Source organism: Proteinivorax tanatarense, assembly GCF_040267685.1.
GTDB classification, from domain to species: Bacteria; Bacillota; Proteinivoracia; order Proteinivoracales; family Proteinivoracaceae; genus Proteinivorax; species Proteinivorax tanatarense.
This window is the reverse complement of sequence record NZ_CP158367.1, coordinates 2,348,427-2,366,074: the sequence shown is the minus strand read 5'-3', so window position 1 is coordinate 2,366,074 and position 17,648 is coordinate 2,348,427. Positions and strand designations below refer to the sequence as shown.

The 17,648-nt window shown below is 34.0% G+C and carries 17 protein-coding genes; 16 read left to right on the top strand and 1 reads right to left on the bottom strand.

Annotated elements, in window-relative coordinates:
- Positions 1–130 precede the first annotated feature (130 nt).
- The 7 genes from PRVXT_RS11640 to PRVXT_RS11610 all read left to right on the top strand — a co-directional run bounded on the left by PRVXT_RS11640 (position 131) and on the right by PRVXT_RS11610 (position 9,445).
- On the top strand, positions 131–1,069 hold the full coding sequence (locus PRVXT_RS11640) for an ABC transporter permease (protein WP_350343037.1): 939 nt from the start codon (positions 131–133) through the stop codon (positions 1,067–1,069).
- A 19-nt stretch (positions 1,070–1,088) separates the two neighbouring features.
- On the top strand, positions 1,089–2,060 hold the full coding sequence (locus tag PRVXT_RS11635) for a carbohydrate ABC transporter permease (protein WP_350343036.1): 972 nt from the start codon (positions 1,089–1,091) through the stop codon (positions 2,058–2,060).
- A 52-nt stretch (positions 2,061–2,112) separates the two neighbouring features.
- Complete coding sequence (locus PRVXT_RS11630) at positions 2,113–3,564, top strand: ABC transporter substrate-binding protein (protein WP_350343035.1); 1,452 nt, start codon at positions 2,113–2,115, stop codon at positions 3,562–3,564.
- A gap of 56 nt (positions 3,565–3,620) precedes the next feature.
- Complete coding sequence (locus tag PRVXT_RS11625; RefSeq protein ID WP_350343034.1) at positions 3,621–4,478, top strand: ROK family protein; 858 nt, start codon at positions 3,621–3,623, stop codon at positions 4,476–4,478.
- Between the two features lie 2 nt (positions 4,479–4,480).
- Positions 4,481–5,434 (top strand): mannose-6-phosphate isomerase, class I, encoded by a 954-nt coding sequence (gene manA / locus PRVXT_RS11620; protein WP_350343033.1) that lies wholly within the window; start codon positions 4,481–4,483, stop codon positions 5,432–5,434.
- A 20-nt stretch (positions 5,435–5,454) separates the two neighbouring features.
- Positions 5,455–6,570, top strand: coding sequence for an ABC transporter ATP-binding protein (locus PRVXT_RS11615; protein WP_350343032.1), 1,116 nt, complete (start codon positions 5,455–5,457; stop codon positions 6,568–6,570).
- A gap of 121 nt (positions 6,571–6,691) precedes the next feature.
- A complete protein-coding gene (locus PRVXT_RS11610) occupies positions 6,692–9,445 on the top strand; it encodes an endo-beta-N-acetylglucosaminidase (protein ID WP_350343031.1) in 2,754 nt (917 codons plus the stop codon).
- Positions 9,446–9,532: 87 nt separating this feature from the next.
- Here the strand turns inward: PRVXT_RS11610 and PRVXT_RS11605 are convergent, their stop codons facing one another.
- Positions 9,533–10,054 carry a GNAT family N-acetyltransferase gene (locus PRVXT_RS11605; protein WP_350343030.1) on the bottom strand — a complete coding sequence of 174 codons (522 nt, stop codon included), beginning with the start codon at positions 10,052–10,054 and terminating at the stop codon, positions 9,533–9,535.
- Positions 10,055–10,322: 268 nt separating this feature from the next.
- Here PRVXT_RS11605 and PRVXT_RS11600 point away from each other — a divergent pair, with 268 nt between their 5' ends.
- The 9 genes from PRVXT_RS11600 to PRVXT_RS11560 all read left to right on the top strand — a co-directional run bounded on the left by PRVXT_RS11600 (position 10,323) and on the right by PRVXT_RS11560 (position 17,504).
- The gene (locus tag PRVXT_RS11600; RefSeq protein ID WP_350343029.1) at positions 10,323–10,955 is read left to right on the top strand and encodes a hypothetical protein; all 633 of its coding nucleotides are present in this window, start codon (positions 10,323–10,325) and stop codon (positions 10,953–10,955) included.
- 70 nt (positions 10,956–11,025) lie between these two features.
- On the top strand, positions 11,026–12,654 hold the full coding sequence (pruA, locus tag PRVXT_RS11595; protein ID WP_350343028.1) for an L-glutamate gamma-semialdehyde dehydrogenase: 1,629 nt from the start codon (positions 11,026–11,028) through the stop codon (positions 12,652–12,654).
- A gap of 405 nt (positions 12,655–13,059) precedes the next feature.
- A complete protein-coding gene (locus PRVXT_RS11590) occupies positions 13,060–13,344 on the top strand; it encodes a hypothetical protein (protein WP_350343027.1) in 285 nt (94 codons plus the stop codon).
- A 76-nt stretch (positions 13,345–13,420) separates the two neighbouring features.
- Entirely contained in the window at positions 13,421–13,879 is a 459-nt protein-coding gene (locus PRVXT_RS11585) for a YaiI/YqxD family protein (protein WP_350343026.1), read from the top strand.
- A 165-nt stretch (positions 13,880–14,044) separates the two neighbouring features.
- Positions 14,045–14,710: a lipoyl(octanoyl) transferase LipB gene (gene lipB, locus PRVXT_RS11580; RefSeq protein WP_350343025.1), complete on the top strand. Its 666-nt coding sequence runs from the start codon at positions 14,045–14,047 to the stop codon at positions 14,708–14,710.
- 11 nt (positions 14,711–14,721) lie between these two features.
- Complete coding sequence (gene lipA / locus PRVXT_RS11575) at positions 14,722–15,582, top strand: lipoyl synthase (protein WP_350343024.1); 861 nt, start codon at positions 14,722–14,724, stop codon at positions 15,580–15,582.
- A 225-nt stretch (positions 15,583–15,807) separates the two neighbouring features.
- A complete protein-coding gene (locus tag PRVXT_RS11570; RefSeq protein ID WP_350343023.1) occupies positions 15,808–16,149 on the top strand; it encodes a PadR family transcriptional regulator in 342 nt (113 codons plus the stop codon).
- Positions 16,136–16,741, top strand: a complete 606-nt coding sequence (locus PRVXT_RS11565) for an HAAS signaling domain-containing protein (RefSeq protein WP_350343022.1) — start codon at positions 16,136–16,138, stop codon at positions 16,739–16,741. Before PRVXT_RS11570 ends, PRVXT_RS11565 begins: the two co-directional genes overlap by 14 nt.
- A complete protein-coding gene (locus PRVXT_RS11560) occupies positions 16,731–17,504 on the top strand; it encodes a DUF4097 family beta strand repeat-containing protein (RefSeq protein ID WP_350343021.1) in 774 nt (257 codons plus the stop codon). Before PRVXT_RS11565 ends, PRVXT_RS11560 begins: the two co-directional genes overlap by 11 nt.
- The last annotated feature ends 144 nt before the right edge of the window (positions 17,505–17,648 follow it).

Here is a 17,648-nt window from a genome sequence, read left to right as displayed (position 1 = left end):
AAAGGGGTTAGCCTGTTTTAATGAAAGTATATTTATTTTTAACAGTAAATCTATGTTATCTCAACTTTCTAGAAAACCTTAGGTTTAATATAATAAATATAGAAGCAAATAACGTAAAGGGAGGCATAACATGTGGCGACTTAAAAGGACAGCAAAAAACATTAAAAAAAATCGCGTGTGGTTATTGATGACACTACCTGGACTTATATGGTTAATAGTTCTAAAATACATACCAATGTTTGGACAAATCCTGGCCTTTAAAGATTTTAAATTCCACCCCGATGGTTTTTTAGCAAGTATTTATCATAGTGAATGGGTGGGGCTTGATAACTTTAGGTTTTTGTTTGGTAGTAGAGATGCCTGGGTGATAACTCGAAACACAGTGTTGTACAATCTGGTTTTTATAGTACTAGGGCTAGTTTTAGCAGTTGGTTTTGCTATCGTGTTAAGCGAAATTGCTAACAAAAGATTAACTAAAGTGTATCAAACAGGAATGCTTTTCCCTCACTTTTTATCTTGGGTGGTAGTAAGCCATTTTGTGTTTGCATTTTTAAGCGTAGAAAGGGGAATGTTCAATAGGATATTAGAGGCTTTTGGACAAGACCCTGTTTTTTGGTATAACGAACCCAAGTTTTGGCCGTTTTTTATAGTAGGAATCAGCCAATGGAAAGGTGTTGGGTTTAACAGTATTATTTATTTAGCAGCCATAGTGGGTATTGATAAAAACTACTATGAAGCGGCTTTGATTGATGGGGCTAGTAAATGGCAACAAATAAAGCATGTTACCATTCCTATGCTCAAACCTTTGATGATAATACTTACGCTGTTAAGTATCGGTAATATATTTAGTGCTGACTTCGGATTGTTTTATCAGATTCCGAGAGACTCTGGTCCATTATATCCGGTTACAAACGTTATAGATACCTATGTATACAGAGGGCTAATGTCTATGGGAGATATAGGTATGAGTACAGCAGCAGGATTATACCAGGCTACTGTAGGATTTGTTTTGATTATGATTACTAACTATATTGTGCGGAAAATAGATGAGGAGAATGCATTATTCTAAGTTTAGGAGGATTAATAAAATGAAAAGTTTTGAAAAAATTTCACAGCAAACAAAAGCAAGCAGTGAAGAAGTTGTAAATTTAGGCAAAAAAAAGAAATATGATCCTCATTCTTTTTCTAAAAAGACTAATATTGTTATGAATATTTTGTTGGCACTTTTTGCATTTCTTTGCATTTTTCCTTTTGTATATGTGATTATTATTTCTTTATCCAGTGAGCAGTCCTTGGCAATGCATGGTTATAGAGTGATACCCCAAGAGTGGAGTTTAGATGCATATAGATACTTGTGGATGATGAGGTCTCAGCTGCTTAGAGCATACGGAATAACTATATTTATAACTGTAGTAGGTACGCTTTTGAGTGTTGCCATGATCTCGATGTATTCATATGCAATATCAAGAAAACAGTTTATTTACCGACGGCAGTTTACTTTTCTAGTGTTTTTTACAATGTTGTTTAGTGGGGGTATGGTGCCATTTTATATTGTAATGACCCAATTTTTAGGCTTAAAAAATAGTATATGGGCGCTGATACTTCCCTTAGCAGTAAACGCTTTTTATATAATTATAATGCGAACTTTCTTTCAGCGTTCTGTACCAGAAGCTATTATAGAATCAGCTAGAATAGATGGTGCTGGAGAATTTAGAATTTTTCTTACTATAGTTTTGCCACTGGCTATTCCAGGAATAGCAACCATAGCTCTCTTTAGTACATTAGCTTATTGGAATGACTGGTTTAATGCATTGCTGTTTATAGACGATCCTAATTTGATTCCGCTACAATCGTTGTTGATGAGGATTGAAAATAACTTAGATTTCATAGCACAAAATGCTCATATAGGTGCACAAAGTGAATCCTTAATGGCGTCTATACCGCAGGATTCTGCTCAAATGGCAATAGTGGTTATAGCAACCTTGCCGATAGCTTTAACTTATCCTTTCTTTCAAAAATATTTTGTTAGAGGATTGACTATTGGTGGGGTAAAAGAGTAATTAAAAAAGGAAAACCTTTTTTAAAATAACAAAAGAAATAAGGGGGAAGAAAATGAAAAAGTTATCTTTGTTTTTAGTTATTATTATGGTGCTCAGCTTTACTGCTGGCTGTGGAGGAGAAAAAGAAGTTAAAGGCAACCCTGACCATGAGTTAGACCATGTTACATTAACTTGGTACTTAATTGGAACACCACAATCTGACCTTGACAAAGTACTAGAAGAAATTAACGAATACACACTTGAAAAAATAAACGCTACCATAGATTTGCGCATGTTAGATTGGGGCGAGTATGATGATAGGATGCAAGTTATTGTTACGTCTGGAGAAGAATATGATATTGCCTTTACAAGTTCATGGGCAAACAACTATTCCTTAAATGCAAGACGAGGCGCTTTTTTAGAACTTACAGATCTTATGGATGAATATGGACAAGAAATGCAAGAGGCTATAGATCCTGCCTTCCTTGAAGGAGCACAAATAGACGGTGGTTTATACGCGGTGCCAACAAATAAAGAAGTTGGGCAGCAGGCTGTATTAGCTTATAACAAGGAATTAGCAGATAAGCATGATCTTGATTTGTCAGATGTAACTTGTATAAAAGATATGGAACCATATTTTCAAGTAATAAAAGAAGAGGAATCTGGAGTAAGTCCCATAGCTACTTTTGATGCATTTTTGCCATTTGATTCGCTACTTCAAGAAGAAATGCCTTTTGCCTTTAGGCTAGAAGGAGATACAACTGAAGTTATAAATAAGTATGAGGAAGAAATTACCCATGATATTTTGAGTACTATGCATGACTACTATAACAAGGGATATATAAGGTCAGATGCTGCTACAAGCACAGATTCATGGCCTATGGATGTGCAAAATTGGTTTGTTAGAAAAGAGCTATATCAACCATATGCAGAACTATTATGGTCCCGTTCATCAGGATATGAAATAGATTATGTGCCTTTACAAGAACCATATGTATTTAATAACTCGGTGACGGGCTCTATGCAAGCTATTTCAGCTACTTCAAGAAATCCAGAAAGAGCTATGATGTTTTTAAATCTGTTAAACACAGATCCTTATTTAAGAACCTTAGTTGATAAAGGTATAGAGGGAGTTCATTATGAGCTAAATGATGATGGAACAATAACCGATTTACCGGCAAGAGTAGAGGATTACAACATGCCGAGTTTTGCAATAGGCAACCAGTTGATTTTGCCTTTGCATGACGATGAGCCCGAGGATAAATGGGAAGCTTTTGAAGAATTTAACGATAACTCAATTCCTTCACCAGCTTTAGGGTTTTATTTTGACCCAAGCGCAGTAAGAACAGAAATTGCAGCAATTTCTAACGTAACAAGTGAGTTTGCACCCGCTCTATTAAAAGGAGCAGTTGATCCAGATGTGTATTTAGATGTATTTAATGAAAGATTATATGAAGCAGGTATGCAAAAAGTACTTGATGAGATTCAAGAACAATATGATGAATGGCGTGCACATCAACAATAACTGATGATGAACCCTGTTGTATGTAGCAACAGGGTTCAGTATTAGGAGGGGCTTAAGTGTATTACGGAGCAATCGAAGCAGGAGGCACAAAATTTGTTTGTGCCGTAGGTAATAAAGATGGTGAAATTATTGATAAAACAAAGATTTCTACACAATCACCAGAAGAAACCATAAACAACGTGATTAATTTTTTTAAAAATTATCCATTAAAAGGACTTGGAATAGGCTGCTTTGGTCCTGTGCAAATAGATAAAAGTCAGGGCAATTATGGAGAAATATTGAGCACACCAAAGAGAAAGTGGAGAAATTTTAATATTTATAAGAAATTTAAAAACTATTATGATATACCAGTTTATTTAGATACCGATGTAAATGTGGCTGCTTTAGGTGAGTATAGGTGGGGAGCAGCGAAAGAAAACAATAGCTGTTTATACGTAACCGTTGGCACAGGTATTGGAGCTGGCTTTGTTAAAGATGGTCAGACGTTAAATGGAGTAAATCACCCTGAGATGGGTCATATAAGGGTTAAGCGTTCAAAGGAAGATGATTTTCAAGGTGTTTGCCCTTATCACAGCGACTGTTTGGAAGGGTTAGCATCTGGTCCAGCTATAGAAAAAAGGTATGGGGTAAAAGCAAGTGAACTAAGCCACAGAGATGATGTTTGGGAATTAGAGAGCTATTACTTAGCTCAGGCTGTTATGAATTATACCTTAATATTATCTCCTCATAAAATCATTCTAGGCGGAGGCGTTATGAAACAAAGTCATGTTATATCTAAAATTAAGGGGAAATTGGAAAAAATGGTCAATGGATATGTAAAAATTCCTCCTGAATTTATAGTCAAACCTAAATTAAATGATGAACAAGGTATAAGAGGAGCTTTGGCACTAGCACTACAAGAAAAAGGAGAATAGGCATGATAAAAGAACCTTTGTTTTTGGGGCCTGTGTTTAAAGAAAGGCTCTGGGGAGGTAAAAAATTAAAAACCTATTTTAATTATGATATCCCCAGTAATAAAACAGGAGAGTGTTGGGCAGTATCTGCCCATCCCAGTGGAGAAAGTATAATTTTAAATTCTAAGCTTAAGGGAAAATCATTAAAAACAGTTTGGGAAGATTACCCACAAGTTTTTGGATACCCTAGACAAAAAAAGTTTCCGTTGCTGATTAAGATTCTTGATGCAAATAAAGATTTGTCAGTGCAAGTACATCCTGATGACCGATATGCTAAAGCCAATGAAGTGGACGGCCTCGGTAAGACTGAATGTTGGTACATAGTGGATTGTGATGAAGATGCAGAAATAGTTTTAGGACATAAAGCAAAGACCCATGATGAACTAAAAAAACTAGTTTATAACAAAAAGTTTGAATCTTTGTTGACAAAGAAGAAAATTCGACCAGGAGATTTTATCTATATTCCTAGTGGAACAATCCATGGGTTATGTAAAAACACAGTAGTGTTAGAGGTGCAACAAAGTTCTGACACAACTTATAGATTATATGACTACAACCGAAAAGATGAGTTAGGAAATACTAGAGAACTCCATTTAAAACAAGCTATAGATGTAATAGCCACTCCTCACGACGAACCAAAAAATAAGCCAACTGTGGAGAAAAGAGATGGGGTTTTAAAAACCAAGTTTATTGACAACTCATTTTTTACTGTACAAAAGTGGAATATTGAGGATGCAGGAAGTTTTGATAAAAGCCAGCCATTTATGATATGTAGCGTTTTAAAAGGTGATGGCAAATTGGTTATAGATGAGAAAGAGTATAGTATAGCAAAATCTTCCCACTTTATATTGCCTTGTATGGTCGAAAAATTTTCCATACATGGAGAAAATCTTGAAATATTTGTGTCCTATATATAATTTTAAAAGGGGGAAAAACGATGGCATCATTAAATTTAAAAAATGTTTATAAAATATTTGATGAAAAAGTTACGGCTGTTAATGACTTTAATCTTGAGATAAAGGATAAGGAATTTATTGTGTTGGTGGGACCATCTGGTTGCGGAAAGTCAACAACTCTCAGGATGATTGCCGGTTTAGAGGAGATATCACAAGGTGAAGTGTATATTGGCGATGAACAAGTTAATGAAACTGCGCCTAAAGATAGAGATATTGCTATGGTATTTCAAAATTATGCACTATATCCGCATATGACAGTTTTTCAGAATATGGCATTTGGTCTTAAACTTAAAAAAATGCCTAAAAATGAAATTGATAAAAGAGTTCAGGAAGCTGCAAAAATTTTAGAAATAGAAGAATTATTGGATAGAAAGCCTAAAGCTTTATCGGGAGGGCAGAGACAAAGAGTCGCTTTAGGAAGAGCTATCGTTCGTGACCCCAAAGTGTTTTTAATGGATGAGCCATTGTCAAACTTAGATGCAAAGCTAAGGGTTGTTATGAGAACAGAGATTGCTAAATTACATCAGAAGTTGCAAACAACTTTTATTTATGTAACCCATGATCAGACAGAAGCTATGACAATGGGGGATAGAATTGTAGTAATGAAAGATGGAGTTATTAATCAAGTAGATACTCCTTTAAATCTTTATAACAATCCAATTAATCTCTTTGTAGCCGGGTTTATTGGCAGTCCTCAAATGAATTTTTTACAAGGGAAAATAGAAGTTAAAAACAATAGCACGTTTTTTGTTTTTGGAGAAAATTATATCCAGTTGCCAGAGGATAAAAGTAGCATTGTTAATGAAAAAGGATATCTAAGTGGCAGTGAGATGATTATGGGTATAAGACCAGAGGATATTTTCAATGATTCTGCTACTATAGAAAAATTTATTAAATCAAGTATTGAAGGAAAAGTAGAGGTCACTGAAATTATGGGAGCTGATGCTTCTTTGTTTGTAGATATTGACGGACAAAATTTAGTCGCTAGAGTTGAGTCCAGTTCACAATTAAAACCTAATACAATGACTAAGCTAGCTTTAAATCCAGCTAAAATACATCTGTTTGATAAACAAACAGAGGAGTCTATATTGTATTAATGTACTTAAATTTAAGTAGTCTTTTGTTTGTGCATGTTATCTAAATTTTTTACACTTTTAAAAAACTAGATAATCATGTAAATTTAAGTTGCTAACCAAATAAAAGAGAGGAGCACTTTCTATGAAAAAAAGTTTTTTGATTTTATTGGTTTTTCTCATGGCCTTGAATTTAGCTGCTTGTTCGGAAGATATGGCACAGTTTGAGATGACAGAAGAAGCTAATCCTGAGGTGGCTATGGAAAATGGTCCAATATCTTCTTATTGGTTTCCTGATGAATTGTTAGAGTGGGATCCCTCTGAAGATCCTGATTTATTGTTTAATAAAAGTACAGTTCCTTTGGCAGATCGAGTTTCAAGGGATCGACTGCCAACAATCAATAATTCTCAAAACAAAGATGTTAATGTTGTGGCTTTGAGCATTATGAACAGTAGTACCAGCGGTAACCCATCAAATGGAACCAATGAATTCGATTCAAACACATTTACTTATTGGCAATATATTGACCAGCTTGTGTATTGGGGTGGTTCCTCTGGTGAAGGAATAATAGTGCCCCCAAGTCCAGACGTTGTAGATGCAGCACACAAAAATGGTGTACCAGTTCTTGGAACTGTATTCTTTCCTCCAGAAGACTACGGAGGTCAAATGAAATGGTTAGAGCAGTTCTTAGTTAAAGACGATGATGGAAACTTCCCTATGGCAGATAAATTAATTGAAGTTGCATCAGTTTATCAATTTGATGGTTGGTTTATTAATCAAGAAATTGCTGGAACAGAAGATGAACCTGTAACCGATGAGCATGCTAAACTAATGCAAGAATTTATTAAAGCGTTTAAAGATCAAGCCCCTCATTTAGAGATCATGTGGTATGATGCCATGACCAAAGAAGGGGAAATGGGATGGCAAAATGCACTAACTGATGAAAATGCGTTCTTTTTAATAGATGAAAAAGAAGAGCCTGTAGCAGACAGTATGTTCTTGAATTTTTGGTGGACAGTGCAACAACTTGCAGATAAAGAGTTAATCCAATATTCAAATGATAAAGCTGATGAATTAGGTATAGATCCCTATGATTTATATGCTGGTGTAGATGTACAAGCAGACGGTCTATTTACTCCTATTAGATGGGACTTATTTGAGGATGATAACGGAGTTCCTTTAACTTCTTTAGGTTTATATTGCCCTAGTTGGACCTATTACTCAGCTAGCAACGTTAATGAGTTTCATGAGAATGAAAACTTATTTTGGGTAAACAACAATGGAGATCCAAGAAATCCCCATAACGCTACGGGAAAAGATTGGCGAGGCATATCATCTTACGTTGTTGAGCGTACTGTACTAAACTCAGTTCCTTTTACAACTAATTTTAACATGGGAAATGGATACAACTTTTTTATTGACGGTGAACAGGTGTCTAAAATGAACTGGAATAACCGTAGCATGATGGATGTGATGCCGACTTATAGATGGATAATAGACAATGAAGGAAATAACGACTTAACAGCTTCAATAGATTATGCCGATGCATACTATGGCGGAACCTCAATTAAGTTCAGAGGAAACATGGAAAGTGACAAAAAATCAACAATAACTTTATTTAGTGCAGATCTAGAAATAGAAGAGGATTATAGATTTACAGCAACTGCAAAAGCTATGGAGTCAACTGAACTCAACGCTGTTTTAACTTTTGAAGATGGAAATACAGAAGTTATAGAGGGCGATAAAGAGGTTGAAAATCAGTGGACAGAAGTTGAGTTTGACTTAAGCTCCTATGAAGGGGAAGTTATTCAAACTATAGGTTTAGAAGTTTCAACAAAAGAAGATAAAGACCCTTATGAACTGAGTTTAGGTAGACTTTCTATCCTAAACAATACTGAAAATCAAGAAACAGAAGTATCAAACTTACAGGTGATTGATAAAGAGTTTGATGAAGAAAATATTTATGCTGGCATTAGATTAACTTGGGACAAAGATGATAATAGTGAGTTTTATGAAGTATATCGCACAAATGATAATGATACAAAATCATTTTTAGGTGTTACAAGAAACCCAGGCTTTTTTATTAACGGGATAGAAAGAGAAGAAGAAGGATTAGAATCTACTTTTAAAGTAGTTCCTGTCAATAAACATGGAGCCAGAGGTACATCTGATACAACAGAGATGACTTGGCCTGATAATAGACTACCTAGGGCTGGATTTGAAGCTTCTCAAACCTTGATAGCCCCCGGTGATTCTGTAACTTTTAACAGTACTAGCACCGCAAATACTGAAGAGCTAAACTGGAGCTTTGAGGGTGCTGATATTGATTCAAGTACTGACGATGAGCCTACAGTTACCTTTAACGAAGAAGGTACATTTAAAGTACAACTTACAGCAAAAAATGATGAAGGTGAAGACATTATTGAAAAAGATGAATTTATTACTGTAAGCTCTAAAGTTGAGGGAGAACTTGAAAACTTAGCGCTAGATAAAGATGTTGATGCTTCAGGGTATGTTAATGATAACGAAGCACCACCTTTTGCGGTGGACGGTACTTTAGATACAAAATGGTGTGTTACTGGCCCAGCTCCTCACCATATTACTGTTGATTTAGGCAAAACAAAAACTATTAGTGAAGTGTTTGTCGCCCATGCAGAAGCTGGTGGAGAAAGCGAGTTAATGAACACAGAAAGATATATAGTAGAAGTAAGTGACGATGGAGAGGATTTTACCGAGGTTTTAGAGGTGACCAACAATTCTGATGCTACCACGTTATCTACGTTTAAAGCTGTTGAAGCTAGATATGTAAGATTGGTAGTAACAAAGCCAACTCAGGGTTCAGATAGCGCTGCAAGAATTTATCAATTTGAAGCTCGCGGAATACCTGGAGAACTTTAAAAACACAAATTACCCCTAACAAGAGACACCATATAAATAGACGTATAAGTCTATGCTATATGGTGTCTCTTTTCTAAGGAACCAGGGTTATAACACTTTTTTATGAAAAATATACCTTTTTTTACCATTGTACTTTTTAGTGAGTTTTTTAATTTTAAAACCCTGTTTAAAAACATTGTTGATGCTATGATAATTTTCAGGAGAAACTGTTGACATTAGATGGATATAACCTAGAGATTTAGCAATGTTGCCTAGATAATTACCTATAAGAACCTGCAAACCAAGCCCTCTATATTTTGGGTTAACTGCGATGCTATCAATGTGGGCAATATAGGGTAGGTCATCTTTAGCAAACCCTAAATCATAGCCTAGGTTTTCCTTTTCAAACTTAGGGAATAACATTATTCCATAAGCTATTAAAGCATCATTAGAGTAACATCCCAGGATATACATTTGATTTTTGTTGAGAAATGGGAGAAGAGTTTCTTCACTTTCTTTTTCAAATAAATCAGTGTCATCAAGGGATTCCATAATTACACTTTGAAGTTTAAATAAATCATTAAGATTTTCTACACCAATGGATTTAAAAGCTAAATTATCTAACTTCATTATTTCATCACTTCCTTAACTTAATATTTCTTTAAAAGACTAATCTATATTATATAACATTTTCTTTTAAAACAAAATTAAATGGGAGCACTTTATTGACAACTATAAAAATTTAAAATATTATATATAACACGCATAAATAATGTTTTAACATAGATTAATTAATTGTAAATCTCTACTTAGATATTGCGGGGGAGGGCAAAACCAACTTCGCTTATTGTAGTCTTACTTATAGGATGAGTAAAATAATTGATATTGGGGGATTAATTTGACTTTATTATATTTAATTGTGTTTGCTATTTGGGGAATAGTCTTATTTAAAATAGTAAGAAATAAAATTGCTAGAAAGCATATTGTTGCTAAAGAGGTGCCATTGCAAGATGATTCAGACCAAAAAATTTTTTTCGTTTTAGGACTTTGCATATTGTTTTTAGGTTTGGGATTTGCATTTTATTTAGTTTTTTCTATTTATAATGTTCTAGAAGGAGAATATGTAGAGAGTTTCTTACAAGTCTTGGATATTGAATATATGAATGAACTTGAAGAGCAATTGTTTGATAAAAATCGTGAAAAATACCTGAAAGTGCGGCGATTTAATGCTTTTTACGAAGGCTTTTTAATGGGCTTTGCTGCATTAGCTCAATATATATATTGGGCATATTCTAAAATTGAAAAGTCTTGTGTAACAGAGGAAGCTGTTATAGATGGCAGTGAATATATAAAATTAGAGAAGATTCAAAGCTTTCGGTTTCAGCAAACTATTGATGAAGGAATTGTAAAATTAAAAATATATCAAAATAGTTTACTTAAAAATGAGAAACTAGCGGTAGAGATATTAGTTTCACAAAAGGACGAAAACTGTATAAGGCAATTGTTTCATAGATATCGAATTAGTGAATGATAATGTAAAAGCCATGGTGGAATCTAATCTGTTATGTTAATAATAAAAGCTATCGAAAGGAGACTAATTTATGATTGATAATTTATTTTCATTTAAAAGGCCATCTAATGAAATGCCAAATGATTTTAAAGTAAATAGTGTAGAAAGGAAAGAATTAAAGTTTAAACTTGAGGAATACTCCAAAAAGGTGATAGAGATTCCTCTTATAATCAACGGTAAAGAAGTAAGGACAGGAGATATGGGCGAGGTTAGAATGCCTCATAATCATAAACACATTCTTGCTAATTATCATAAAGCAGGAGAAAAAGAAATAAGCATGGCTGTTGAAGCTTCTAGAGAAGCTAAAAAAGAGTGGGAAAACATGCCATGGCAAATGAGAGCTTTAGTTTTTAAAAAGGCGGCAGCACTCATTGCCGGTCCTTATAGACAGGTAATGAATGCAGTTACAATGTTAGGTCAGTCTAAAAATGCATATCAAGCAGAAATTGAAGCTGTTTGTGAGCTGGTGGATTTTTTCGAGTTTAACACCCATTATATAAGCAAAATGTATAAAGAACAGCCTGACTCAACGAGAACAGTAATTAATCAGCTTGATTATAGGCCGTTAGAAGGATTTGTTTTTGCTGTTACACCATTTAACTTTACTGCAATTGGGGGGAACTTACCCTCGGCACCTGCTATGGTTGGAAATACAGTTGTATGGAAACCTGCCTTAACAGCAGTATATTCTAATTACTTTGTGATGAAAATCTTACAAGAAGCAGGTTTGCCATCTGGAGTTATAAACTTTATACCAGGCGACGGAGCAAAAGTAGCTGATGTAGTGTTAAAGAAAGATGATTTAGCAGGAATTCACTTTACAGGCTCTACTACAGTTTTTAACAGTATGTGGAAGAAAGTTGCTCAAAATCTAGAAAAATACAAGACCTATCCTAAAATAGTTGGAGAAACTGGAGGAAAGGACTTTGTAGTTGTTCATCCTTCAGCTGATAATAATGAAGTTGTAACAGGTTTAATCCGTGGTGCTTATGAATATCAAGGCCAAAAATGTTCCGCTGCTAGTAGAGCATATATACCTGAAAGCAAATGGGCAGAAATCAAAAACTCATTAATTAAAGAAGTAAAAAATATTAAAGTAGGGCCAGTTGAAGAGTTTAGCAATTTTGTCAATGCTGTAATCGATCAAAAAGCGTTTGATAAAATAGAAAATTATATTGACTATGCTCGAAAATCTCCAGAAGCTGAAATAATAGCTGGGGGTACATGTGATGATACAAAAGGATACTTTATTTCTCCAACTTTAATACTTACAGAAAATCCAAAGTTTAAAACAATGGTAGAGGAAATATTTGGCCCTGTGCTGACTATTTTTGTTTATCCCGACGATGAATTTGAACAAACATTAAAACTTGTTAACGAAACATCTCCTTATGGTTTAACAGGGAGTATTTTTGCTAAAGATAGGCAAGCCCAACTAAAAGCAATAAAGGAACTTAGACAGGCAGCTGGAAACTTCTATGTTAATGATAAACCTACTACAGCAATAGTTGGACAACAACCTTTTGGTGGTGCTAGAGCTTCTGGCACAAATGATAAAGCGGGAGCTGAGCAAAATTTAAGTAGGTGGATTTCTCCCAGAGTTGTTAAGGAAACTTTAGTTCCTGCAAAGGACTATAAGTATCCTTTCATGGATGAATAAACAGTTATAACACAACACTCTTAAAGTGATTTTGAAAAGATTGAGGCTTTGAGAGTGTTTTTATAACAAGTGATTGGCCATAACAAAGCTTGCTGAGCCATACAAATGTGAAAATGTAATTAAAAAGGACAAAAATCAGTTGGCCACGAAAACGGCGAGACTTGTTCATTCTGTTAGGGTTAAGGTATGGAATTGAATCTAGATGTAATGATGGGTCTGCTACCTCACGCCTTCAAGGTGCTGTATATAGCCTCTTTAAAACATAGTATATCGAATAGTAAGGCACATATTTAGGTTAAATATTTTATTATGAGCTGAAGGAAGCTATCGGCAAATTCATATCAGAAGGGGCAAATAATTAATGGTTAGGCTTAAAATATTTTAGTAAAATGTGGGGGATGTTAGTTGAAAACCGAACTGTTATACTATATAGTATTCATTTTAGGGATAGGTATTTATATTTCTGACAAAGTAAACTGGGTTGATGTGTATGGAGGGAGCCAATCTAATTTATATGAAGTTCAATCTATATATACTTTTTTAAAGAAAAATGATGTGAAATGCAAGTTAAAAATTAGCAATCAAAGGTTTCATAGTGGGAAAAATTCACAGGCAGTCACTGGCGTTATCAAGGTCAAACGGAGTGATAGAGATAAAGCGTACAAATTGATAAGTGATTATAGCAATTAGCTTATTTTTTAAATAGAATTAGTTTTTACAAAATTATGTATGATATAATTAAGGTAGGGAAAATAGGTGACTAAAAATGAAGATTATTGTGGATGCAGATGGTTGTCCAGTTAGAAAAGAAGTGGTAAAACTAGCAAAAGAGTTTCAAGTACCCCTGTTGTTAGTCAAAAATATCTATCATGATATAAATGAAGATTATGGAGAAATTTTAACCGTTGATGCTAATCAAGATATGGCAGATCATGTTATTGTAAAACACACAAACAAAGGTGACATAGTTGTGACGCAAGATTACGGATTAGCTGCACTATCTCTTGGCAAAAGCGCATATGTTATACATCAAGATGGATGGTTCTTTACAAACGAAAATATTGATGGATTGTTAATGAAAAGACATATCAACCAGCAGATGCGGAAAAAGCAAAAAAAATATACAAAAACAGCAAAAAGAAAACAAAAGGATAATGAAGCTTTCGAAGCAAAATTGCGACAGTTTATGATGAAAAAGCTAAATTCAGATTGCAAAAGTTTATAGTAATCAAAAAGGTATTGATGCTCATTGGTTTAAGCTTTACTATATAAAACAAGCAGAGCAAGAAGTTTCATTTTTTGCTCTTTTTTTGTGAGTAAAAACAGTATTAAAATAAGTTTATAAAAGTGTTATAATTACTTTATATTTAATAATATTGGGGGAATTACTTTGAAGGAAAAGTTAAAAGTTATTTCGCTAGGCAAATGTCATTATAAAGAGGCGTTGGAAATCCAGATAGAAATGTTAAAGAAGAGGCAAAAGGGTGAAATAGAGGATACTCTGATTTTAGTGGAACATCCTCCCGTTATAACTACAGGAAGAAATGCTTCAAAATCTAATATTATTGTTTCAGAGGATTATTTAGACAGAGAAGGAATAGAACTTTTTGAAACAAACAGGGGAGGGGACGTGACCTATCACGGAGATGGTCAGCTAGTTGGATATCCAATTTTCAACTTAGAAGATAATAATCTTGGGGTAAGGCAATTTGTAGAGAAATTAGAGCAGGTTTTTATTGATCTTTTAATAAAAGAGTATGGAATAAAAGCTACTAGGCACGAAAAGCATAGGGGAGTTTGGGTACAAGATCAAAAGGTTGTAGCTATTGGGATAGCGGTGAAACATGGGGTGACAATGCACGGATTTGCTTTTAACGTAAATACGAATTTGGAGCATTTTAAGCTCATTGTCCCTTGTGGTTTAACGGAGATGGGAGTAACTTCAGTTGAACAGTTAGAAGGACAAAAAGTAGACCTTAAAGAAGCTAACAATTTAACGTTAAAGCACTTTTGTATGAATTTTAATTATACTGGATACGAAATGCTTCAAAGTTGAGGAGGGGAAAAATGGATATAAAAAGAAAGCCGAAATGGCTTAGGGTAAAATTAAATGATGCCCATAAAGATAAATACGTTAAAAATATTTTGAATCGGTTATCTTTAAACACAGTTTGTGAAGAGGCGAATTGTCCTAATAAAATTGAGTGCTTTAGTAAAAAAACAGCAACTTTTATGATCCTTGGAAGCCAATGCTCTAGAAACTGCAGTTTTTGTAATGTCTCTAACAATCACTTAGAAGAAGTTGATGAAAATGAGCCTGAAAATGTTGCAATAGCAGCTACAGAGTTGGGGTTAAAGCATGTAGTTATAACTTCAGTTACTAGGGACGATCTGTTAGATGGAGGAGCAATGCATTTTGCTAAAGTTATAAAAGCTTTAAGAAACAAAAATAAAAATATAGCAATAGAGGTATTGATTCCAGATTTTAAAGGGGATAAAAATGCAATTAAATATGTAGTGGAAGCAAAACCAGATATCATTAATCATAATATTGAAACCGTACCAAGGTTATATGATGCAGTAAGACCACAAGCTGTTTATCAAAGGTCGCTAGAGGTACTTCAAGAAATTAAAAACTTAGATTCTGATATATATACTAAGTCTGGAATAATGGTTGGACTAGGGGAAACTTGCGAAGAGGTTGCTAAAACTATGAAAGACTTAAAAAATTACAGTTGCGACTTTTTGACGGTAGGTCAATATCTCCCGCCAAGTAAAAGCCATTATCCAGTAGCCGAATATGTAACACCGGAAAGATTTAAACTTTATAAAGAAAAGGCACTTCAGATAGGTTTTACTTTTGTAGCTTCTGAACCATTAGTAAGAAGCTCCTACAAAGCATCGGATATGCTAGCCAAGGCTGAATAGGTTAACATATTTTTTAAAATTAAGTCTACTATTAGGTAGGCTTTTTTTACTTGATTTTTTGAGGAAGATAACTAACTGTGCTATTCTTTTAAGGGAAAAATCCAAGGAGCTTTATTAGCAATCAATTACCAACGGAAGGAAAATTTCGTTTCATTGCATAGTACCTTGCAAAGCACAGTAGAGTGTTATATAATAAATATAAAGGATAAAAAAGAAGGTGCATTGATGATAACACAGTTTAAAAAAGGAGCTTTAAAGCTTTGTGTTTTGTCTCTTTTAAATAAAAAAGACTGCTATGGATATGAAATTGTTGAAATTATATCAAGGTGTATAGAAGTATCGGAAGGGACTATTTATCCTTTACTACGAAGGTTAACAAAAGAGGGGGTTTGTGAAACGTACCTTAAACAATCCACAGAAGGCCCCACTAGAAAGTATTATAGAATAACAAAAGAGGGAACATCTCATTATCTTGAATTAAAAAAACAATGGTATGATTTTCAAGGTAATGTTAATTACATACTAGAAATCGAAATAAAAGGAGTTGAGACGAATGAAAAAGAATGAATTTTTAGCTAAGCTCCGCACTAAACTTCGAGGACTGGATAATGATTCAATAGATGAAATCACCTATGATTATGAAGAACACTTTTCTGTAGGAAAAGAAAAAGGTAAAAATGAAGAGGAAATCGCAGAAAGCCTGGGAAACCCAGAGACAATAGCAGCCCAATATAAATACGAGAATGCTTTAATGACAGCAAAAACTAGCAGAAGACCGATCCATTTAATAAAAGCGATCCTAGCAGGGTTAGCGTTAGGATTATTTAACCTTATATTTGTATTAGGTTTTTATATAGCCATAGTAGCCACTCTATTTGCCTTTTTTATGGCCTCACTGGCGATTGCTTTTTCAGGAGGAGCTATGCTATTTCAGGTTTTTTTACCTTTTAACCTTAGCTTACTGGGAATACCTTTTTTAATAGAAGGGCTTGCTGGGAGAATTACACTTTTCTCATTGGGGATAGGAACTATGGCTTTAGGATTACTTCTTATTATAGGGGTTATTAAGTTAGGTCAGCTTTTATTTAGTTTAACTTTAAAGTATCTACAAGCAAATATTTCAATAGTCAAGAAGGCGGGTGAGGATAATGCAACTTAATAATACTAAGTTGGTTGTTATACTTTTATTGGGTTTGATGGTAATTGGGTTTGGTGTAGGTGGACTTATGCTTGCATTGAATTCAGAGCATTTAATGCATGGTAAGTTTTCAAGCAACATCAATTCAGAGTCAAGTCATCATAGTTTAGGAGAGAGAAAGATTAGGGAAGATGAAATAAATTTGAATAAGAACATAAATAGTATCAAAATTGTAAACTCTGTAGGGGATGTTAATATAGAGTACTATGATGGTAATGATATTAAGATTGTTTATAATGCTTATGAAAGATCGTCTTTAGAAGTTGATAAAAATACTAGGGAGATAAAGATTGAGGGTAAAGTTGACAAAAGAGATAAAAGCCTTTCAGGAAACATATCAAATGTGGAGTTAAATATAAAAGTTCCAGCCAGTTATGACAATGATTTTAAAATAAAAAACGGGGTAGGGACTATTAACTGCTATCTAAGTTCCTATCAGTACCTTGAAATCAAAAATGGAGTAGGAGATATCAATATCTATACAGAAAATGTTGGAGAAAGTTTTGCTAAATTAGGAGTAGGTTCATTAAAATTTGTAATACCTAAACAATCAGAGCTGAAAGTAGAAGCTAAGACTGGAGTAGGTTCCATAAGTAATCGATTTGACTTTGATTATGAAGATTCTAATGGGAAATTTATTTCGGATAGATTAAATGCCTCTATAGGTGATGACAAAGTAAGAGTAATACTAGAGGTAGGGACTGGTGATATTAAAATTAGGTAGTTTATAGGTTATGTAAACAAAGAGGGGCATATCCAGGATTTTATACTAACAACCAGTGGTAAAGTCTATACTGGTTGTTAGTTGTTTAAGTTTAATTTTGTATATACAAATTAACTAAGTCTGGACTAAATTATAAAAGATATA

Coding starts and splice junctions, on each gene's coding strand:
- lipA (WP_350343024.1), top strand. CDS start 14,722: ATGGATATAAAAAGAAAGCCGAAATGGCTTAGGGTAAAATTAAATGAT.
- PRVXT_RS11630 (WP_350343035.1), top strand. CDS start 2,113: ATGAAAAAGTTATCTTTGTTTTTAGTTATTATTATGGTGCTCAGCTTT.
- PRVXT_RS11570 (WP_350343023.1), top strand. CDS start 15,808: ATGATAACACAGTTTAAAAAAGGAGCTTTAAAGCTTTGTGTTTTGTCT.
- PRVXT_RS11615 (WP_350343032.1), top strand. CDS start 5,455: ATGGCATCATTAAATTTAAAAAATGTTTATAAAATATTTGATGAAAAA.
- pruA (WP_350343028.1), top strand. CDS start 11,026: ATGATTGATAATTTATTTTCATTTAAAAGGCCATCTAATGAAATGCCA.
- PRVXT_RS11560 (WP_350343021.1), top strand. CDS start 16,731: ATGCAACTTAATAATACTAAGTTGGTTGTTATACTTTTATTGGGTTTG.
- PRVXT_RS11605 (WP_350343030.1), bottom strand. CDS start 10,054: ATGAAGTTAGATAATTTAGCTTTTAAATCCATTGGTGTAGAAAATCTT.
- PRVXT_RS11565 (WP_350343022.1), top strand. CDS start 16,136: ATGAAAAAGAATGAATTTTTAGCTAAGCTCCGCACTAAACTTCGAGGA.
- PRVXT_RS11610 (WP_350343031.1), top strand. CDS start 6,692: ATGAAAAAAAGTTTTTTGATTTTATTGGTTTTTCTCATGGCCTTGAAT.
- manA (WP_350343033.1), top strand. CDS start 4,481: ATGATAAAAGAACCTTTGTTTTTGGGGCCTGTGTTTAAAGAAAGGCTC.
- PRVXT_RS11635 (WP_350343036.1), top strand. CDS start 1,089: ATGAAAAGTTTTGAAAAAATTTCACAGCAAACAAAAGCAAGCAGTGAA.
- PRVXT_RS11585 (WP_350343026.1), top strand. CDS start 13,421: ATGAAGATTATTGTGGATGCAGATGGTTGTCCAGTTAGAAAAGAAGTG.
- PRVXT_RS11640 (WP_350343037.1), top strand. CDS start 131: ATGTGGCGACTTAAAAGGACAGCAAAAAACATTAAAAAAAATCGCGTG.